The organism is Paenibacillus paridis (assembly GCF_006345825.1).
In the GTDB taxonomy this organism is placed as follows: domain Bacteria; phylum Bacillota; class Bacilli; order Paenibacillales; family Paenibacillaceae; genus Pristimantibacillus; species Pristimantibacillus paridis.
Window position 1 is genome coordinate 278,580 of the sequence record NZ_VCIX01000092.1, and the last position, 19,289, is coordinate 297,868.

A 19,289-nucleotide genomic window follows, 5' to 3' on the forward strand; every position below is an offset into this window, starting at 1 on the left:
TGAGAATGGATGAATACATCAAGGGAAAATGAGGAAGAGGTACTGGATCAAAATATGAAAATAGCTGTGGATACGAGCAGCGACTGGACATGGCATTCGCCTCTAAGTGAGCCCTTTCGAATAACAGGGCTGCCTTGGCTTGAACAAGATGGGGTATATCGAAGATTGCCACTTAAGCCAAGTCATCCCATTCGCTCAGAGGTAGATCGGCTTGCGAATTATACGACGGGCGTGCAAATTCGTTTCCAGACAGACTCACCGAAGCTTTATGTAAGAGTCGTTTTGGCTGATCGAGCGACCATGTACCAAATGCCTGCCACTGGTCAATGTGGACTTGATTGCTATTTCGGTACAACAGGAAACCAACTTTATGTCAATACCACTCGCTTTGATCAATCGAAAGAGGAATACGAATCCGTTCTCTATGAATCCCTGCCCAGGGAAATGCGGGATATTACACTTAATCTGCCGTTATATCAAGGGGTGAAAGAGGTTTGGATCGGTCTTGATCCTTCTTCATCGGTAGCTGCATTTCCTGGGTTTGCCAGCAGCAAGAAGGTTCTTATTTATGGAACCTCCATCACTCACGGAGCTTGTGCCTCGAGGCCTGGTATGGCTTATTCGAACATACTAAGCCGGAAATTCCCGATTGAAATGGTGAATTTGGGTTTCTCAGGCAATGCGCAGGGGGAGCCGGAGCTTGCCCATTTGATCAGTCAAATCGAAGCGCCTGCTTTGCTTGTTCTGGATTATGAAGCGAATACGCCTAGTACTGAACGACTGAAGGAATCATTGCCTGAATTTATTCGAATTTATCGTTCCAGCCATCCCGAAGTTCCTATTCTCGTCATCACACAGATCCGATTGCCGATGGAAGCTTTTGACGAATCCAAGCTTCGCCTGCGGGAAGAACGCAAACAGCTTCAATTGGCAACCGTTGAACGATTGCGGCAGGAAGGGGATGCTAATCTCCACTTCTTTGACGGTGCAGAGTTGTTAGGCTCCGATTATCAGGAATGCACGACAGATGGCGTTCATCCTTCTGATTTAGGCTATTTCCGTATCGCGGAAACACTTAGCCCGATTATTGCTAAATTGATTTTCGAACAGCGTTAGCTGCGAGCTATGAGCTGAACAGGATACAATCCGGCCAACCTATGGCGGTTTGCATGTAGTAAAGTCCACACCCCTTGATCAGGGATGTGGACTTTTTTGCGGCTGCAATTCTGATCGATATGCAGTTGGGGTAACGCTTACGTGTTTTTCGAACTTGCCGCTAAAATAGGCGGGGTCGTTGTAGCCCACCTTTTTGGAGATCTGAGCGATTTTCAAATCGGTTCGACTCAATAGACGCTTAGCCTCCTCTATGCGAACTTGATGGAGGTACTCATTGAAGTGAGTCCCCTTCTTTCGCCGGAAGAACTGCCCCAAATAGGCATGATTCATATAAAATTTAGCGGCAATATCCTTTAAGGTCATGTTTTCGTGGTAATGGCTGTTTACGTATTGCTCAATCTGATTAATGATTCCGAAATTCCGTTGTACCCGGAGGTTGATTAATATTTTTGACCTTACCTTTGTGGCAAGAAGAGTAATCTGAGCCGATATAAGAAGCGATTTGAATCGATGATCTTTTAGATACGCTTTTTTTTTTGATTTAAACATAAAAGGAGTAAACACCAGCCGATTTCGATCGTCAAAAAAAATATTTTTTCAGTGTGAAAAATAATAGGCTCTTCAATTGTATTACTAATGTAAGGACGGCATCAGGAAACTTTGAGATAGCCTGGTTAATCCGAACAACCAATAAAAGGCGTGAATCTTAACCAATAACTCTATGAGGTGATAGAAATGAAAACAAAATTTAAACTGATTACTCTTTCCGCTGCTACCGCATTATCATTAACTTTTGTCGGCCAAAGTTTCGCAGCTGCTAACCCGTTCTCGGATATAACGAATATCGCGGCAAAGGATAAAATTGTTGCGTTACAAGAACAAGGCTTAGTCCGTGGTATTTCGGACGACTTATTTGCCCCGAATAACACCATCACAGCGGCGCAAGGTGTTCAGCTGATTGTGAATGCTGCGAATCTGAACTTGGATCTAGTCAGATTCCTTGTCGAACCTAAAGCTACGGATTATTTCAAAAACGCTAACAACGATGCTTGGTATGCTAATGCTTTAATTACGGCAAGCGTTAATGGGATCGTACTGCCAGCCGATCTGGATCTTAACCAGAAATGGACACGAGAAGAATTTACTTACCAGCTTATGAGCACGTTTGAGTCACATAGTAATTTGCCAATGATTAAGCTTGTTCCCGTTCAGATTAATGATAGCACGGAACTAACCGTTGATTATGATGGAGCCATTCAGCGTGCACTTGCTTATAACGTAGTGAAATTAGATGAACAAGGGAAATTCCATCCTAAAGCTGAAATCACTCGTGCGGAAGCAGCGGAACAAATCTACAATGTGCTTGAATACATTAAGGCACATCCTGCACCATCGCCACAACCGGATCTGGATTCAGAAACAAACGCAAAAAGATCACCTGGGTCAACAAGCCCGCAAATACCAGGAACGAAATAGGATCTGTACAATCTGTATTCTCTCAAGAATTTAGATAAACTATTTGTTTACTAAATACAAAACAAGAATAGTATGAAATATCATATGTGCGTTAAGAGACCGTATACACTACAAAGCGGTCTCTTTTTGTTGTGTCAATAAGAAAAACGATTAACTTGCGTTTCATTTTTTGACTAAATTTCTTTATTCTTAATAACTCTTGTATTTTAAGGAACCAGAAAAGAAATCTCTTTATTTTACTGAGTTTTTGAATGAAGTGATAAAGTGCTTGAAGGGAGATATGGCACTGTGATAATATGATTTTATTATCTAAACGTTTAAATTATGGTGATAGGAGTGAGAACTTGATACGGCTTCATAATGATACTTTTGAAATAAACCTGTCTCCACACGGCACGGTGGAATCCCTCATATTGACCGATGATCCGGAAAGGATGAACTGGGTCATCGATGCGCAATATGTAAAGGACGCCGGGTACTCGGATGAGGATAAACGGTTTGGACATTGGAGCGCTACAATTGATGATGAACGGATTGAAAGCATTAACTTGCAGCCGCAAATGGAAGTAATGGATGATCAATCAGCTAGTGTTACTTTTTTACACACTAAATTTAATGTTCGATATGAGTATCTGCTTCATTCTAATGGTGAATGGAAGTGGATGATTCATTGTTCAAATCCGACTAATGCCCCTATCGTTGTAAAAGGGTTCCATAGCTGGTTTTCCCTTGCGTATATTATGTTCCGCGATCATGATGTTTTGAGGAATATGCAACATTCTTGCGCGGTGTTCCCTCATGTAGGAGGGGATTTCTCCAAATATGCTGCTATGCGGAGAAGCAATAAGGCTCCTCATCTTGCCATATACAGTACGGGCGAACGAGTCAGTGCGTTTGGTACGTATTGCAGTTATGTCAACCGTTTTTTAGAACAGGTCTCGCCGTCATTGGACGGAATGCTGTACCATCGATTATCGTTTATTGAGGATGGAAGCTCGATGGAGCAGTCTGCAGACAGCGATTGGATTTATGGTGGAGATTACTCGCCAGTTACGCTTGAGCCTGGAGACGAAAGAACATGGTCATTTGTTTTCGCTCCATTTAATCAACAAGAGGATTTTTATAACCAGGCGATCAAGTACGGGCATCCGCATTGGACCTATTCGCCCGTGACGACTACGGAAGGAAAGTTTTTTGCCGAATTGATAGTGCCAGAGAATGATACTTTGCATTCGGTTAAGCTTATAAGCGTAACAGACGAAGGCGGCACGGTTAAGGAAATTGATATCTCAAACGAGTTTAAAATGATTTTCGATGAAAAATCTAAACGTTTACGTGCGGTGCTGCCACTTAAGTCAGCTGGCGAGATTAAAATAGTAGCTAAACTCGTTAGCGGAAAATATGATGTTTTGGTAGGAAATGTCCTTGAACCGATCGATAGGATACTCGAGGAGAGGGCAGCATGGTTATGTAACCATAGTTTTAATACAGCCCAAGAAACCCGGCCCTATGCATGTTTGCCTTTATCGAACCAAGGTGAATCGCTTGGCAAATTATCTTTTATCCTGATGAAAAATCTTCTATCCGCTCCCGTGCCGGAACAAGTCAGAAAAGTTGAAATGGCTGCGTTCCATGATCTAAAACAGCATTGGTTTGAGGATGGAGATTTTACGATCCCAAAACCGCTATATGGTTCTTTTTACCGTATGTATGATTTTGATTATATCGGTCACGTATATTATCTATTGTCACAATTTGATAAATCGCTTTTGTATCATGAAAATCCAGATACCTATTTATGTTGGGCTGCTGAGGTCATGTGTATGCGGCTGGACCCGGATTGTCACCAAAATAAACGCGAAAAAGAGGAAGCACGGCTTGTAGGCGTATTTATTTTATATATTGGTGACTTGTTAGAGAAGTTGAAAAAGAGTAAGTTCATTTATTGGTATGAGAAGCTTGAATTGCTATGGTTAGCATTCGTAAAAGGGCTAAAACAAGGTTCGCAAGGGTACCAAGGAGCCGTGACGGAGCATTTCTATGATAATGCAGGATTTGGGCTTACTTGCGAAGCGTTGTGCCTAGCCAAGTTAACGGATGAAGCGGAACTGTATGCCCCATTAATTATTGCGAATATCGGATTTAGTAACGATTATAGAGCGAACGCTCCGGATCGCTGGTGGGAGGCCTTATCTTTTATGACTCACTCATTATGGGGGGGATTAGTAGCAGGCGCTGCCCGATCGACTTATGAAACCATTGGAGATACGCGATTGCTGGAAGCGGGTTATCGAGCGACGATGGCTGTTTTTAATTGTTACGACTGGAATGTGTATTCGACAACTCGCAAACTAAAGCCAGGGGAAGCAGCTTCTACGTACAGCATTGCAGCGCCTAATTTAAATATGCCTGAAATTTCCAGAAATCGATTTGGGCAATCTATATTTAAGAAATCGAGCGATCCCTTATTCAGCAGCCTGTTTTCTACGATCGAGGGTGATGATTGGGATATGGGCGAAGAACTCGTTGCCTATATGCTTGGTTTTGGTTCGACGACATATCTTTATACGGATGAAGACGGCGGGCTAAGATGCGTAAATGGTTTTATTGAGCCGAGAGAAAAGGGATGGGAGATTACAAGTTATGCTGCTTATCCAACTAAATATGTCATGTTGGAGAAAGGGCTTGCGTTCGTTTCAAATGCAGGAGAAACTGTGAGGAGCGTATTATTTAGGAATGGTGCATTTGAAAGTGCAGAAATGAAAAGATAACCAGAGCTATCTTGGACAAAAAAACGAAAGCCGGCAGCTCTGTGCCGGCTTTCGTTTTTTTTAAATACGATAAAGTATTCTAAGGATGACGACAGCCATTTCACTTCGTTCTATTCAATTAGAAATCCGAAAATCTTTTTTTTCGAAAGTTTGCTGGAGAACTGCCTTGTTTATTGGTAAAAACGGAGGAAAAATAGGCAGGCGTGCTAAATCCTAATTCGTCGGCTATTCGAGCAATCGACCAGTCGGTTTGGAGCAGCAGTTTTTTGGCATGTTCGAACCGATATTGCAGCAAATAATCCATGGGGGTGACTCCATAAACTTTTAACATGCATTTGGCCAAGTAGTTGGGATGATAATTAAATTCGGCCTTAAGCACGGAATTCGTGATTTTTGAGGTATAGTTTTGACGAATGAATAATTCAATTTTTTCAGCGAGATGTATAGCAGTTGAATTTATTGAATTTGTTGAATCGTAGTTTATATTTTGCATGAAGGTCTGGAAGGCCGTTTGTTTCCTCCAATTGCGAAGCGAACGAGGATCCTTATCCAAGGAATAAAATTGGGTAAGGTCATTCATGGATTGGCTCGACAGCTTTAATTTCTTGGGTATAAAAATCGAGTTAACCTCGCAATGGTTGAGGTATGCTTGCTGTTTATGTTTTTCAAATAAAGCAATCTGATTGTCATAGCAATCGCTGATGTTGTTCATTTCATCCCAAGCTCCGAAGGTTTGGAAATGAATCCACGTAATTTCCGTCTCTTCTTCGCAAGGGGCTGTACCGAAATGATGCGCATCGGGCCTTAAAATAATGGCTTCATCTTTGTTAATTACCCACTCATTATCATTTTCTCCGATGAACAATGTACCCCTGGTGACGATAATAATATCGAATACGCTAATGGAATAACGGCTGACATGTCTCTCGCGCGGCAAGAAAGTATGCTTCCCACTGTCGATAAAATAAGGAACAGGTGGAGTTACAAAATGCATGATGATATCAGACATAACGATCCCCTCTACTTTACCCAGGAATAGTGATATTTTCAATTTGGTTATAAATTGATTTCGTTAGCGTGATATTCATGTTTTTACAATGGTGAAATAACATAAGATAGCAAAAAAATTTAAACGTTTCACAGTATTATGTTTTGTGTTGATAAAATTGACCGATCGTTGAGCATATCAAAGACTTTTATATCAAAATAACACATTACTCAAGACTTTTCAAACAGAAAAATAGAGGTTGGAATTTCATAAATAGAGGTTGGAAAAATCGTTTTTCAATGGAAAAGATGGATGATACAATGAAGTAAGCGTTTTCTATTCGCTTGAAGAGAATGCGGTTTATCCTAATATAGGAAATCAATATGGTTAAACGATTAATCAAAAGTCTTGAATGCCTTCAAAGGGAGGTGCTAAATCGAATGTCGGTTATGAAGCCGTTGGTCGCTGGTTGTAATATCAAAAAAACAGGTTGAAATATCTTATTGCGTTTCATGATTGCTTATGGCACAATCTGGTTGTAAATACTGCTAAACGTTTAACTTGCTGCTTGAATACTTTAGCGATCAAGTTGAATGATTAGACATACAAACGAAAGCTAATTTTGAAGGGAGTGCGGGGGCAATGAAAACAGGCAAGAAAATTGGGGTAGGCCTTATCTTAGCTGCATTTGCAATGAGTGCCATCGGATGTTCAAACAACGGAGGCAACACAGCTTCACCGGGAACAGATGCTACGAACACACCGGCGGGTTCCAAGACGGAAAAGGTTAAGATCGTTTACTCGATGTGGGGGAGCGCGGAAGAAGGAAGCACGACGCAGGCGGTGGCGGACAAGTTCAACGCTTCGCAGGACCGAATCGAGGTAGAAGTGCAAGCGATTCCATGGGAGAACTACATGACAAAATTGAATACGCTTGCAACGGCGGGCCAATTGCCGGATACAGGGATGCTGCAGGAAGGCGGCGTCATCCAGTGGTCGGGCGAAGGGATGCTGAATGATGTAAGCGCGATGTATGAGGGAAGCGACAGCAAGCCGCTGGACAGCCTGGCCTACAAACATGAAGGAAATACCGTTGCTTATGCGGCTGCCAATGAAATTCTCCTGCTCTATTACAACAAAGAAATGTTCGATAAAGCGAATGTGCCCTACCCTCCAGCTGCACTGGATCAAGCATGGACTTGGGATGCTTTCGTAGAGACGGCTAAGAAACTAACGCTTGACAAGAACGGCAAGCATTCTGGCGAGGAAGGCTTTGATTCGCAGAGTATCGTTCAGTACGGCACATCCGTCGAGAATCTTTCGTGGCAGCTCGAAACCTGGGCGCTCAGCAACGGCGGGGGCTTCTATTCCGAAGACGGTACGGAGGTTAGAATCGGAGAAGAGGCTAGCGTCGAAGCGATTCAGAAAGTTGCCGATCTGTACTTAAAGGATCATGTCGCCCCATTGTCCGTCGGACAGACCGATGACGGCATCCAGCGCACGATCATTGCCGGGACTGTCGCTATGGCAACGAATGGTCAATGGAACATCGGAACAAGCTTGAATACGGCCAAAGAAGAGGGGCTGAGCTATGGCGTAGCCGTATTGCCTTACATGAAGGATAAGGTCACCCTCAATACAGGCGGCGCCAATGTTGTATTCTCCCAGACCAAACATCCGGAAGAAGCGATGGAATGGCTGAAATGGTACAACTCCGAAGAAAACAACTGGGCGCTGATTTCATCGGGCATTTGGATGCCGACGCTAGACAAGTGGTATAAGGATGAGACGTTTACTCGCAAATGGGTAGAAAATCCTAACTTCCCACCGTATGAGGAATACAAATCGGCAGTAGTCGACTATGCGCAATCCGACGCTGCAAGGCCGGCTGCGTGGTTCTATACGAACTATACAACAGACTTTAACACGTTACTCGGGTCGGTTCTAGGCGATGTCTGGACGGGTAAGACTACCGCGAAGGAAGCAATTACGAAAAATCTCGATGCTTTGAAAGCAGCCCATGCAGGCAGTAAATAATAGATAGAAGGGATGACCGCTAGCGTTGCAACGGTGGCGGTCATCCTTTATTCATAAGGAGTGGGGCAAGATATGGAAACCGTTAATAAACTGCCTAAGCGCCGTTCCCGATTTTATTCAAGCGAGGCGCGCGTTGCTTATATTTGTTTGATCCCAGCTTTTCTAGGTCTAATCTTTCTGACGTATTTACCTCTTCTCGGTGTGCTCGGAATTAGTCTCACGAATTGGACGGGGCTGAAACCCCCGGAGTTCATTGGATTCGAGAATTATATCAAACTATTTACTTCCGATCCTTATATCAAGGACTCTATTATTACGACGATCTATTTTGCAGTATTATCTGTAATCGGAAGCATGATCTATTCCCTTTTTATTGCAATGATGCTGAACCGTAAAATTCCAGCGAGAAGTTTTTTTAGAGCTGTTTTTTATATCCCGTATGTTTTGCCGGCCGTAGCGATCTATGTCGGATGGTCTTGGCTTTACGAGGGCAATTTCGGGTTTTTCAACTATCTTCTCTCCGAGATCGGGTTGAATAAAATTCACTTTATCGCGGATTCCAGCTACGTCGTCCCTTCTCTCTCGTTGATTTCGGTTTGGCTTTCGGGAAATTTGATCGTTATCTTTTTGGCGGGGCTTCAGAATGTTCCGAGTGTATACCATGAAGCTGCCGAAATGGATGGCGCTAACGGCTGGCAACGATTCCGGCATATCACCTTGCCATGTATGACGCCGATTATTTTCTACAACCTGTTGATGAGCTTGATCGCCAACCTTCAGGTCGTGACGCCGGCGCTTGCCTTAACGAATGGCGGTCCAGGAAATTCTACAAGGTTCTTGACTTATCTAATGTATGATCAAGCATTCGTAAATTACAAGATCGGATATGCTTGCGCCACTACCTTGATTATATTTGCTATACTTTCCGTTTTTACAATTATTTTGTTCAAGACGTCCAACCGGTGGATTTACAATGAAGGAGGCGATGACAAATGAGCGAAATAGCATATGGCAGACTAGGGAGCAAGAAACGAAGAACCAGAATGATGAACATCATAACGGTAGTCGCCGTCGTTTTTTTTGCCATTTTAGCAATCTTCCCGATTTGGTGGATTTTCCGCACGTCTCTTATGACGAATGCCGAGATCTACAGATATCCGCCAGCCCTAACTCCGGACAAATGGTTGTTTTCCAATTATGAGAAAACGTTAGAGATCTTCAAATTTTGGAAGTACTTGTGGAACACGATGGTCATTATTGTTCCTTCCTGCTTGGCTGGGACATTCACAGCAACTTTATGTGGATACGCTTTTGCGAGGCTGCGGTTTCGAGGCAAAAACTTGATCTGGGCACTTTGCATCGGTTCCATGCTGCTGCCTGCTATGGTTACGCTTATTCCGCTGTATATCGGCTGGACGCGAGGCCTCGGAGTGAGCGACAGCTATTGGCCGTTAATTCTGCCTTACTTTTGCGGCGGCGGCGCGTTTAATATTTTTTTAATTCGCCAGTTTATTATGTCTATTCCGAGAGAGCTCGATCAAGCTGCAACGATTGACGGTGCCGGATACTTCCGCATCTTGTTCAGTATCATCATGCCAGCGATCCGACCGGCGATGATCGTCGTCGCATTGTTTATTTTCATCGGGCTATGGAATGATTTGCTCCAGCAGATGATTTATATTAATTCAAGCGATAAATATACGATTGCACTGGGACTAACCAACTTTAGAGGCCAACTGAAAAGCGACTGGTCGATGACGATGGCCGCAACATGCTTGTCCTTTGCACCAGGCGTCATTTTCTATCTCATTGGTCAAAGGTATTTTGTAGAGGGCATCACGCTTACCGGATTAAAAAATTAATTCTGCCTTGGATTACTAAGCCATCAGGAGGTTGTTATGAAAACGATTACAAAAAGGCTTATGTCAATGACGATCGCGTTTATGTTGCTATTTCAGATTTTGCAGTTTAATTCAAGCGCGTTAACCAAGCTGGCTGCAGCTGCGGATGGCATTTCCAATGCCAGCCTGTCTGCGAAAATTGGCGATCTGGGACAGATAGAAGAGTTGTTTATCAAAAATAACCCAGTAAATCGAAACGGGGCTCCTATCAATTTTGTTTTGCCTAATAACACGTCTCCGCAGAACAACGTTCAGCATCAATGGATGGGCGAAATGATTTTTTCTTACCGGACCGGCGATAATGAACAATTCCCTGTGAACAGGGATGGCTTCGTAGAGGTAGATACCAACAAAACGCTTGCAGCCGGCGGTTCAACAACCTATTCCAATATTAATCCCACTAACCAATATTTCGAGAGAACGGTATCCACGGAGGGCAAGAAAGTAGAGGTTAACTTTATCGGCCAGGATCTAAACTCCGCAACGAATCGGGCGATGAAGGGTTTTGACGTGAAGTCTGTGTTCGACATGGAGACGAATGACGGCTCCATGCTATGGGAAATAACTTTGAAAAACAAAAGCGGAAAATATATGGAATTCGGCGATATCGGCTTGCCGATGCCTTGGAATACTAAATACCGATCGGTATCGGATACGTATGACAATCGTTTAACGATGCATAACTTTGCCGGGGCAGACAGTGGGTATTCCTATGCTATCAGGACTAGCGGAGAAGGAAATTACATGCTGTTTACCCCGGTGACGGAGAGCGGCGCGCGCATTGAATATGTGGATTACTGGATGCAGGAAGCGGGCGAACTGCGTGCTGGACAGACCTTCACCAACTGGACAGGCGACAGCGGCGGTTGGTTTCCTGGGCTGAACGTGCTCTATATCCACTCCAAGGATATACAGAAAACCGGCCGCGGATATTTTACCGATGCCTCCAGCCTAGTACTCGGTCCGAATGAGGAGAAAACCTATCAGTTTAAATTTTCGGCGATACGCGCAGGCGATAACACGCCGCAGGAGAGTGCCCAAAGTCCTAATAACGCTTCCACTTCCGTGGAAGAGCGCGAGAAAAACCTTCGCTCCATTTTGTACCAATCGGGCATGATTGACGCTGTAGCGGTGCCGGGCTTTCAAACGGCCATTAATATGCCGACGAAGCTGGCTCTGCACTATGATGACAGCAAAATTAAAGTAACGTCGATTGGTATTCAATCCGTTCACGAGAATGATCCTTATGATGAAGCGCATATCCCGAATATCAAGCCTGGCAGTCAGAGAAGCGACATGGTTAATAACTCTCGCACAGGGCGCGGGCTTGCTGGCGGCAACCCGGGCTACACCGAGGCTTATCAATTTTTGGAGACTAAGATTGTCAATGGCGAACAGCACCACATCTATTCACTCCAATTTGATGATCTAGGCAATAACAGCGTCCGTGTGGAGTATGAGCTGAAGGTTGGCGATGAATGGGTCAATAAATTTACGCAATACGAATTCAATGTAATGGCCGAGCTTGACGAAACGATGAGAACCCATACCGAATTTATGGTAGAGAAGACGCAGGACAAGGACCCGCAAAGTCCGACCTACGGCAACTACTTTGACTGGTATCTCAAGGACGGTCTCGACCGAAACATAAGCCATTGGGGCGATGACTGGGGTCATGATAATATCAACTCCATAACGATGAAGAACTATTTGGACCCGAGTCCGGATGAAATTCAATCGATAGAAAATTATCTTATTGATTTTATGTGGGAACGCTTTATGAAGCATACGCAGGACAGCTTTACTGTTGCGAACTGGCTGAGAGATTCTGGTTCGTATACGGATAAAGATAAGCCTTATACACGAGAATTCTCCGAAGTCATGGCAGCTACCGGCTATTTCAACATGTATCGGATCCAAAAGGCATATCCCCATCTGATCGAGTACCGCGAATCGCCGCAGTATTATTTGGAAAAGGCTTATGGCATCTACTACAATCGAATTTCCAGCGGAGCAACTGGATTCTATGGCGAACAGCAGATTCCGGATATGATTGAGGCGTTGAAAGAAGAGGGCATGCAGACGGAGTTTGAAAATCTGAAGAAAAAGTTCGCCTTAGACAAAGGACGGAGCATGACATTAGCAGCTTATCCTTACGGCTCAGAATTTGAATATGACAATACCGGCGAAGAAGGAGCCTATGCAGCAGCCAAGGCGATGCGAACGTACTATCCACAGGACGGACAAGCAGCAGCGGCTAAGAAAAGCATGGAGATGGCGGACTGGAAGACTCGTGCCATGCGCGGGATCCAGCCCACTTGGTATCACTATTCCGTACCGGTATTCCGCGGCGGCGAGGGCTGGTGGAACTTCCAATATACGACGTCTCTGGCGGGATATATTATGGATGACTGGATTCGTTATCAGGATGACGGCAGAACAGCCGCTCAGACCGCTACCGCGCAGCAGCGCAACTATGCGGCCAAGATTTCAAACTTTAACGCCATAAACATGGGGCAGATTTCTGCACAGTCTGTAGGCAGCACCTCTTGGAGATATTCCATGTATAAGGGCGGAACCGGTACCAAAGACGTGTACGATGGCGGTTCCCGCGTAATGAACAATGGTTGGAACGATTTTTCCGGTGAAGCCGACGAGGGCATTTACGGCTCGCTGCTGAGTATTAGTTCGGACATTGTTACCGATCCGGTGTTTGGGCTATTCGGATATGGGGCACTCGTTACTGACAATGGCAGCAGCTACGGAATTACTCCGAAGGACGGTTTCGGCAAGCGAATTAACTTAATCGACGAAAAAATATATATGGTCTCTCAAAATGAAAAAATCGATAGCGCGGAAATTCAAAAAGACGGCAGGCTATTTCAATTGACGCTCTCGAATCTGGATAAAAAAGAGCATGCTTCGAGAATTGCTATTGACGGAGCGGGTTTGGAAAATGGCTATTATGCCATTAAGCTGAATAACGAAGCAGCAGGGCAGTTCTATGTACGAAACAATAAGGGCCTTGCTCGGTTCCAAATGAACAGCGACCCTACAGCGCAGTTGACCATCGAAAAGCTAGACTCGGGCGAGAATGAAGCTCCGCAGGTTACGGCAGAGACAGCAACGCAAAATCCGCAGGCGCTGATTCCATTTATGCTAAACGGTATTGTGAGCGACGATGGCGCACCGGACGGCACGCTGACTTACCAGTGGGAAGTAATCGGCACACCGCAAGGCGGAAAGCTTAGCTTTGCTTATCCGAAGGCAAGCATTACACAGGCTGTCGGTTCAAAAGAAGGCTCTTATACAGTAAGGCTGAGCGCTAATGACGGGCAGCTCATCGGTTCTGATGAACTAACCTTCCAGTTGGCTGCTCCGCCGGAGAAACAGCCTCCGCAAATTAGCGAAGTAACAGCCGTTCAGGACGGAACGAATGAAAGCATTGTGGTCTTATCCGGTACGGCAATTCCGGATCCGATTCACAGCGCGGAATTTGAGCCCGATATGACATACGATTGGGCAGTCAAAGAGAAGCCGAATGGCGCAGGCGAGATTACGATTGTCGCAGGAGATAAAGCAACCGCATATGCGCGTATAAGCAAGGCGGGTACCTATGTATTCACGCTGACTGCTGCCGACGAAGGCAAGACGGCAAGCAAGGATATTACGATTGTAATAGAAGCAGATCCCGAGGATGCTTACCGGGCAATTAATACGGTAACACGCAAGGGAACGGCTCCGTCTCTTCCGCCAATCATGAAGATTTTGTTCGATGACGGGTATAGAGAGAGCGCGATTGTATGGAGCGATATCGATCCAGTCAACTACGAGGCAACTGGCAGCTTCGAAGCAATCGGTAAAGTGGCAGACAGCGATCTAGAGGTTCGCGCCACTGTGTATGTCGTGAGCGTACCGCTTCAAAACGCTGCGCTGACAGCAAAAGCCTCTGCCAGTTTCTCCGGCGGTGATGGGTATCCCGAGGCGATGAATAACGGTGTTGAGCCGAAAAATTCAAGAGATTTCTCGCCCTCTCGCACGGCTCCGAACAGCGCATGGCATAACTGGGGAAGAGAAGGAGATCCGGCATGGGTCACGTATGAATGGCTTCAACCATTCCTGGCTTCATCGATGGATGTATACGTTTTCCAAGACGGTGGCGGAAACTTCCGACCAAAGGATATGCAGCTCAAGCTTCGCGACGAGAATGGGATATGGTATACGCCAAGAGCGATTAACGGACTTGGAAATGAGCTGGACAAGTACAACACAACCACCTTCGAGCCTGCCTATATTACAGGCGTCCGTATAGACATGAGGCCGACTGCAAACGGAAGCGGCATTCTGGAATGGAAGGTAAACGGCTATACGGGAACGGTGGATAAGTCGGAGTTAATTAGCGTTAATAACTATGTTAATGCCTTGAACGCTTCAAACTTTATCGATCAAGGCCTTGCGCCAATCGATGCGGCAAAGGCAAATGCGTCAGCGGTCATTCAAAAAATGGATGCGACAGAAGAGGAAGTTGCCCAGGCGCTCGGTAAGCTGCTGACAGACCTGAAGCTGCTCCGTCCGCGCGATAACAATATGGCGTTTTTGGCTCGCGTATCCGCTAGCTATACCTCTCCTTGGGAGAGCGTAGCAGCTGTCAATGACGGTAGAAAAGCAGAAGCGAACATTCCGCATTGGGGAACTTGGGGGAATGCAGGAGCTGCAGAATGGGTGCAATATGAATGGCCGCAAGGCGTCACAATCAATAGCTCGAACTTGGTGCTATGGTCAGATGCAGGCGGCATACTAGCACCTACAAAGTACGAATATTCCTACATTCCATTAAATAGTACGACAAATGAATGGTTGACGGCGAAAACCATTACCGAAGGTATCACCTTGGTGAATAATACGCCGGTGGGCTCTTCCAATCCGGTTAATTTCGATTCGGGACTGCAAGTGAAAGCGCTGCGAGTTACGATGACAAAGCAATCAGCGGGGAGCGGGGTTGGCGTTGGCTTATGGGAATGGGAAGTGCTTAAGTCGAATGCCATTCAGGAGCAGGAAGCACCGACAACACCGACTGCGGTGTCGCCGACATCTGTCCATAGCAACGACGGCAAGATTATAGGCGTGACATCGGCAATGGAGTACCGGAAGGAAGGAGTGGAAGAGTATACCGCGATTACTGGCGTTGAAATTACAGGCCTGAGCGCCGGCAACTATTTTGTTCGGTATATGAAAACCGCCAACCTCAATGCTAGCCCGGATAAGGAAGTTGTCATTCCGGAAGGGCAGAAGCAGAATCAGCCAGCGCCGGAACCTAGCGAATGGACGATCACAAATGCGAATTCTGATACCCAAACAAACGGGAAGATAGAAGGCGTCCAGGGTACGATGGAATACCGGAAGCTGGGCGATGATAGCTACGTGCCTGTCAATGGCACAAGTATTGAAAATCTGGAGCCTGGCAGCTATCAAATCCGATACGCAGCGACAGATGAATTACATGCAAGCCAGCCGGTAACCGTGGAGATTCATGATGAAGCGAAGGCAGATCGGGATGCGCCTAACGCGGATGAGCTGGTCGTTACAGCGGCTACAACAGCAGGCGGAAACGATGGGAAAATCGAAAACGTAACTGCCGATATGGAATATCGGAAGGCAGATGGCGGCGCATACACGGCCGTTAGCGGAAGCAGCATCGACAACCTTGTAGCAGGCCGTTATGAAATTCGGTATGCGGAGACAGCTACCGACAATCCAAGCCCTGCAATTATCGTAATTGTTCCTGACGGAAGCAAGCAGGGTCAGAATCCGCCATCCGGCACAGTGGTCAAAGGTATCGACGTCAGCGTGAGCGGCGCTAGGGACGGGAAGATCATAGGCGTGGATTCCGCGATGGAATACCAGAAGCAGGGGGCTGATTCTAGCGACTGGACTGCTATTACAGGCATAGAGATGACAGGTCTTGACGCAGGAACCTATTATGTCAGATATAAGGGAACCTCAGCTTACCTTGCAAGTGATGCTCTAACGGTCACTATAAGCACTCCTTACACGCCTTCACCGACGTCAACGCCTACACAGCCTACAATAACTAATAAGGTTGTAGGAGATACGATCAAGGTTGTGACGCCAAAGGTGGATAAAGAGACTGGCCTAGCAAGATCGGAATTCATTAATCAGGAAGACATCCGCAAAGCGTTGGAAAACGCGAAAGCAGACAGCAATGGCGTGCGCACCGTAAGGGTGGAATTACCGAAAGCAGAGGGAGCAAGCGCATATGTCGTCGAGCTTCCCAAAACCGCATTAACTTCGGATAAAGCCGATGTACAGGTAGAGATTGTGACAGAATTTGGAACAATTATTGTGCCTGCAAACGGGTTGAAGCTTGCAGCAACGGATGCGAAGAGCGTAGAGGTGACGATTGGGAATGCTGACAAGTCCCTGTTTGATTCTGAAACGCAAGGAGCCATAGGCAGCAGACCTATCATTAAATGGGGAGTCAGCATCGACGGAGCGGCAGGAGAAGCAAATCGCTTGAAAGCACCGGTAGAAATTAGAATACCCTATACAGCTACTGCTGATGAACTGGATGATTTAGATTACCTTGTTGTTTGGCATATCGATGCAAATGGAAAGCCTGTGCAAATAAGAAATGTTAAATACGATGCTGCAGGGAAAGCCATGGTATTCACAACGAGTGAAGCGGGCCATTATGCAGTTGCCTACAGCAAGAAAAGCTTCGACGACGTCACCAAGAATTTATGGTACACAAAAGCAGTCGAAATGATGGCGTCCAAGCGATTGATTGACGGCACATCGGCTACTAACTTTAGTCCTAGCAACAAAGTGACAAGAGCTGAATATTTGGCGTGGCTGGTAAGAACGATGGAGCTTACAGCGGAATTTGACACGAACTTCAGTGATGTCGAGGAATCGAGCAAGTACTATGACGAGATCGGAATAGCCAAAGCTCTCGGCATATCCGTAGGCTACAAAGGCAAGTTCAATTCCGAAGCCGAATTGACAAGACAGGATATGGCTATGTTGACGATTAGTGCATTGCAAGCAGCAAACAAAACCTTGCTGAACGGTACAATAGAAGAACTCGGCAAGTTTGCGGATGCAAAAGAATTAGCAGCTTATGCAGCAGAGGATGTAGCTGCAATGGTTAAGATGGGCTTCGTTAACGGACGAGGCAATAATGTCCTGAGTCCTAAAGGTTCGACAACCAGAGCAGAGGCTGCACAAATATTATTTAACATTTATTCGCATCAATGGTCATCATCGCAATAAGCGCCTACAATGAAAATGGTACGGAAAAACATGACGTTTTTCCGTACTATTTTTTTATTTACTGCAGCTTTAGAAGCTGTATGAAGTTAGCTCATTACCTACTTTGAATTGGTTTTGCAAGTTTATTTAGGAAATGCTGTGCTTTCAATAAAATGGACTAGTCTATGAGCAAATTCTTCAGGTTGATCCTCTTGTACATAGGTTAGCGCGTTTTCAACGATCACAAATCGTGCATCAGGAAAAATGCCGTACACTCTTCTTCCTAATCCAATCGGAAATAACTTCGTATCATCAGCTCCCCAAATCACTAAGACGGGTTTATTAAAGAAGGAAAGCTTCTCAGCTGCTTGATTGGTGTCATGTATGGACCAGCCCTTTACGACCTTGGTAAAGTCAGCACGGACCCCTTTGTTATGAATGAAATGACGTATATATAATTCATATAGATCTTCCTTTGAAAGAGTATGGGATAATAAGCCTAGCACCATTGACGTTTTTAATAATGGTTTAAATCTAAACAATTGAGCCATTAGAAAGGTGAATCCAGGAATGTTGACACCGGTTTTTAGAAGTGAAAACTGTTTTGGCGGAAACACTTCGAAAGCATCCGTGTTACAAAGGACTAACCTAGATACTTTTTCAGGATATGACACAGTGAACATTTGCGCGTAAGCTCCACCTGTATCATTTCCTACAAGAATAATATCGTTCAGGCCTAACACATCCAAGAATTGATTGATTAAAGCTGCTATGCCTGTCGGTGTTAAATCGCTGAAAGGATTCAGAGGAATGGAATGACCACCTAAAGGTAAATCAGGAACAATGCAACGATAATCTTTAGAAATCGTTTGAACCGCTTTCCTCCAAGTGTTTCCATTACTCAGCGCACCGTGTAAGAACACGATTACCTGACCTGTCCCTTGATCTGTATACCTGATAATACCGGCGTTTACAATGGCTTCTTTCATGTGACGGCCTCCTCTTTTGATTTATCCAATACTCCTATGGAGTTTAACATACTTTGGGTATGTTTAACATACCTGAAGTATGTAAGGAGCGGAGACTGCTTTCTAATTCGAAAATTAAACGATATAATAGAGGGATGAACCTAAAAACACGTAGGCAAGATGATGCCGAACATACAAAAAAAGCTTTGCTTAAACGTGCACAGCACTTATTTGCAGAGGATGGATACGCTAAAACCTCTATTGATGAAATTGTTAGACAAGAACAATTAACGAAAGGAGCACTATATTATCATTTTAAGGATAAAAAAAACCTATTTGAACATGTAGTAGATGGTCTTTTGGAAGAAATGGTAAAACAAGTATCGACTGCTATTGACACTGAAAGTGATCCGTGGGAAAGAACCTTAATAGCCATTGAAACCTATTTAGAAGGTTGCCTTAATCACGATTATCGGCGCATTGTCATTCAGGAAGCGCCTGTTATCCTTGGCTGGACAAAATGGAGAGAAAAAGAAAAACTTAGTGTTCGTGGTTTATCGACTGTGCTCATAAAGGAGCTTATGGAGTCTAAGTATATTAAGGACCAACCGATAGATTTGTTGGCATATATCATTTTTGGAGCAATAACTGAAGCAGCGATCGGCATTGCTCATTCAGATGACCCCCATGCAGCGCGTAAACAAGCAAAGGACATTTTAGAAAAGTTGGTTAAAGCACTCTAGTTTATTCCGGCGAAGAT

Annotated in this window: 11 protein-coding genes; 8 read left to right on the forward strand and 3 right to left on the reverse strand. The window is 44.9% G+C overall.

Translation table 11 applies throughout. The features are described 5' to 3' along the window. Positions 1–9: 9 nt before the first annotated feature. Positions 10–1,116 (forward strand): SGNH/GDSL hydrolase family protein, encoded by a 1,107-nt coding sequence (locus FJQ58_RS23305; protein ID WP_139997212.1) that lies wholly within the window; start codon positions 10–12, stop codon positions 1,114–1,116. A gap of 78 nt (positions 1,117–1,194) precedes the next feature. Here the strand turns inward: FJQ58_RS23305 and FJQ58_RS23310 are convergent, their stop codons facing one another. Then, a complete protein-coding gene (locus FJQ58_RS23310; protein ID WP_139997213.1) occupies positions 1,195–1,665 on the reverse strand; it encodes a helix-turn-helix transcriptional regulator in 471 nt (156 codons plus the stop codon). A gap of 186 nt (positions 1,666–1,851) precedes the next feature. Between FJQ58_RS23310 and FJQ58_RS23315 the strand changes: the two genes are divergently transcribed. Beyond that, positions 1,852–2,592, forward strand: coding sequence for an S-layer homology domain-containing protein (locus FJQ58_RS23315; protein ID WP_139997214.1), 741 nt, complete (start codon positions 1,852–1,854; stop codon positions 2,590–2,592). A gap of 413 nt (positions 2,593–3,005) precedes the next feature. Next, positions 3,006–5,363: a hypothetical protein gene (locus tag FJQ58_RS23320; protein WP_238404288.1), complete on the forward strand. Its 2,358-nt coding sequence runs from the start codon at positions 3,006–3,008 to the stop codon at positions 5,361–5,363. 118 nt (positions 5,364–5,481) lie between these two features. Here FJQ58_RS23320 and FJQ58_RS23325 read toward each other — a convergent pair whose 3' ends face one another. Continuing rightward, a complete protein-coding gene (locus FJQ58_RS23325; protein ID WP_139997216.1) occupies positions 5,482–6,372 on the reverse strand; it encodes an AraC family transcriptional regulator in 891 nt (296 codons plus the stop codon). Between the two features lie 621 nt (positions 6,373–6,993). Between FJQ58_RS23325 and FJQ58_RS23330 the strand changes: the two genes are divergently transcribed. The 4 genes from FJQ58_RS23330 to FJQ58_RS23345 all read left to right on the forward strand — a co-directional run bounded on the left by FJQ58_RS23330 (position 6,994) and on the right by FJQ58_RS23345 (position 17,582). Further along, positions 6,994–8,388 carry an ABC transporter substrate-binding protein gene (locus FJQ58_RS23330; RefSeq protein ID WP_139997217.1) on the forward strand — a complete coding sequence of 465 codons (1,395 nt, stop codon included), beginning with the start codon at positions 6,994–6,996 and terminating at the stop codon, positions 8,386–8,388. A gap of 72 nt (positions 8,389–8,460) precedes the next feature. After that, the gene (locus FJQ58_RS23335) at positions 8,461–9,384 is read left to right on the forward strand and encodes a carbohydrate ABC transporter permease (RefSeq protein WP_139997218.1); all 924 of its coding nucleotides are present in this window, start codon (positions 8,461–8,463) and stop codon (positions 9,382–9,384) included. Beyond that, entirely contained in the window at positions 9,381–10,250 is an 870-nt protein-coding gene (locus tag FJQ58_RS23340; RefSeq protein WP_139997219.1) for a carbohydrate ABC transporter permease, read from the forward strand. Before FJQ58_RS23335 ends, FJQ58_RS23340 begins: the two co-directional genes overlap by 4 nt. Before the next feature lie 36 nt (positions 10,251–10,286). Next, positions 10,287–17,582, forward strand: a complete 7,296-nt coding sequence (locus tag FJQ58_RS23345; RefSeq protein ID WP_139997220.1) for a DUF5695 domain-containing protein — start codon at positions 10,287–10,289, stop codon at positions 17,580–17,582. Between the two features lie 122 nt (positions 17,583–17,704). Here the strand turns inward: FJQ58_RS23345 and FJQ58_RS23350 are convergent, their stop codons facing one another. Beyond that, positions 17,705–18,550: an alpha/beta fold hydrolase gene (locus FJQ58_RS23350; RefSeq protein WP_139997221.1), complete on the reverse strand. Its 846-nt coding sequence runs from the start codon at positions 18,548–18,550 to the stop codon at positions 17,705–17,707. Positions 18,551–18,609: 59 nt separating this feature from the next. Between FJQ58_RS23350 and FJQ58_RS23355 the strand changes: the two genes are divergently transcribed. Further along, positions 18,610–19,272, forward strand: a complete 663-nt coding sequence (locus tag FJQ58_RS23355) for a TetR/AcrR family transcriptional regulator (RefSeq protein WP_238404424.1) — start codon at positions 18,610–18,612, stop codon at positions 19,270–19,272. Positions 19,273–19,289: the final 17 nt, after the last annotated feature.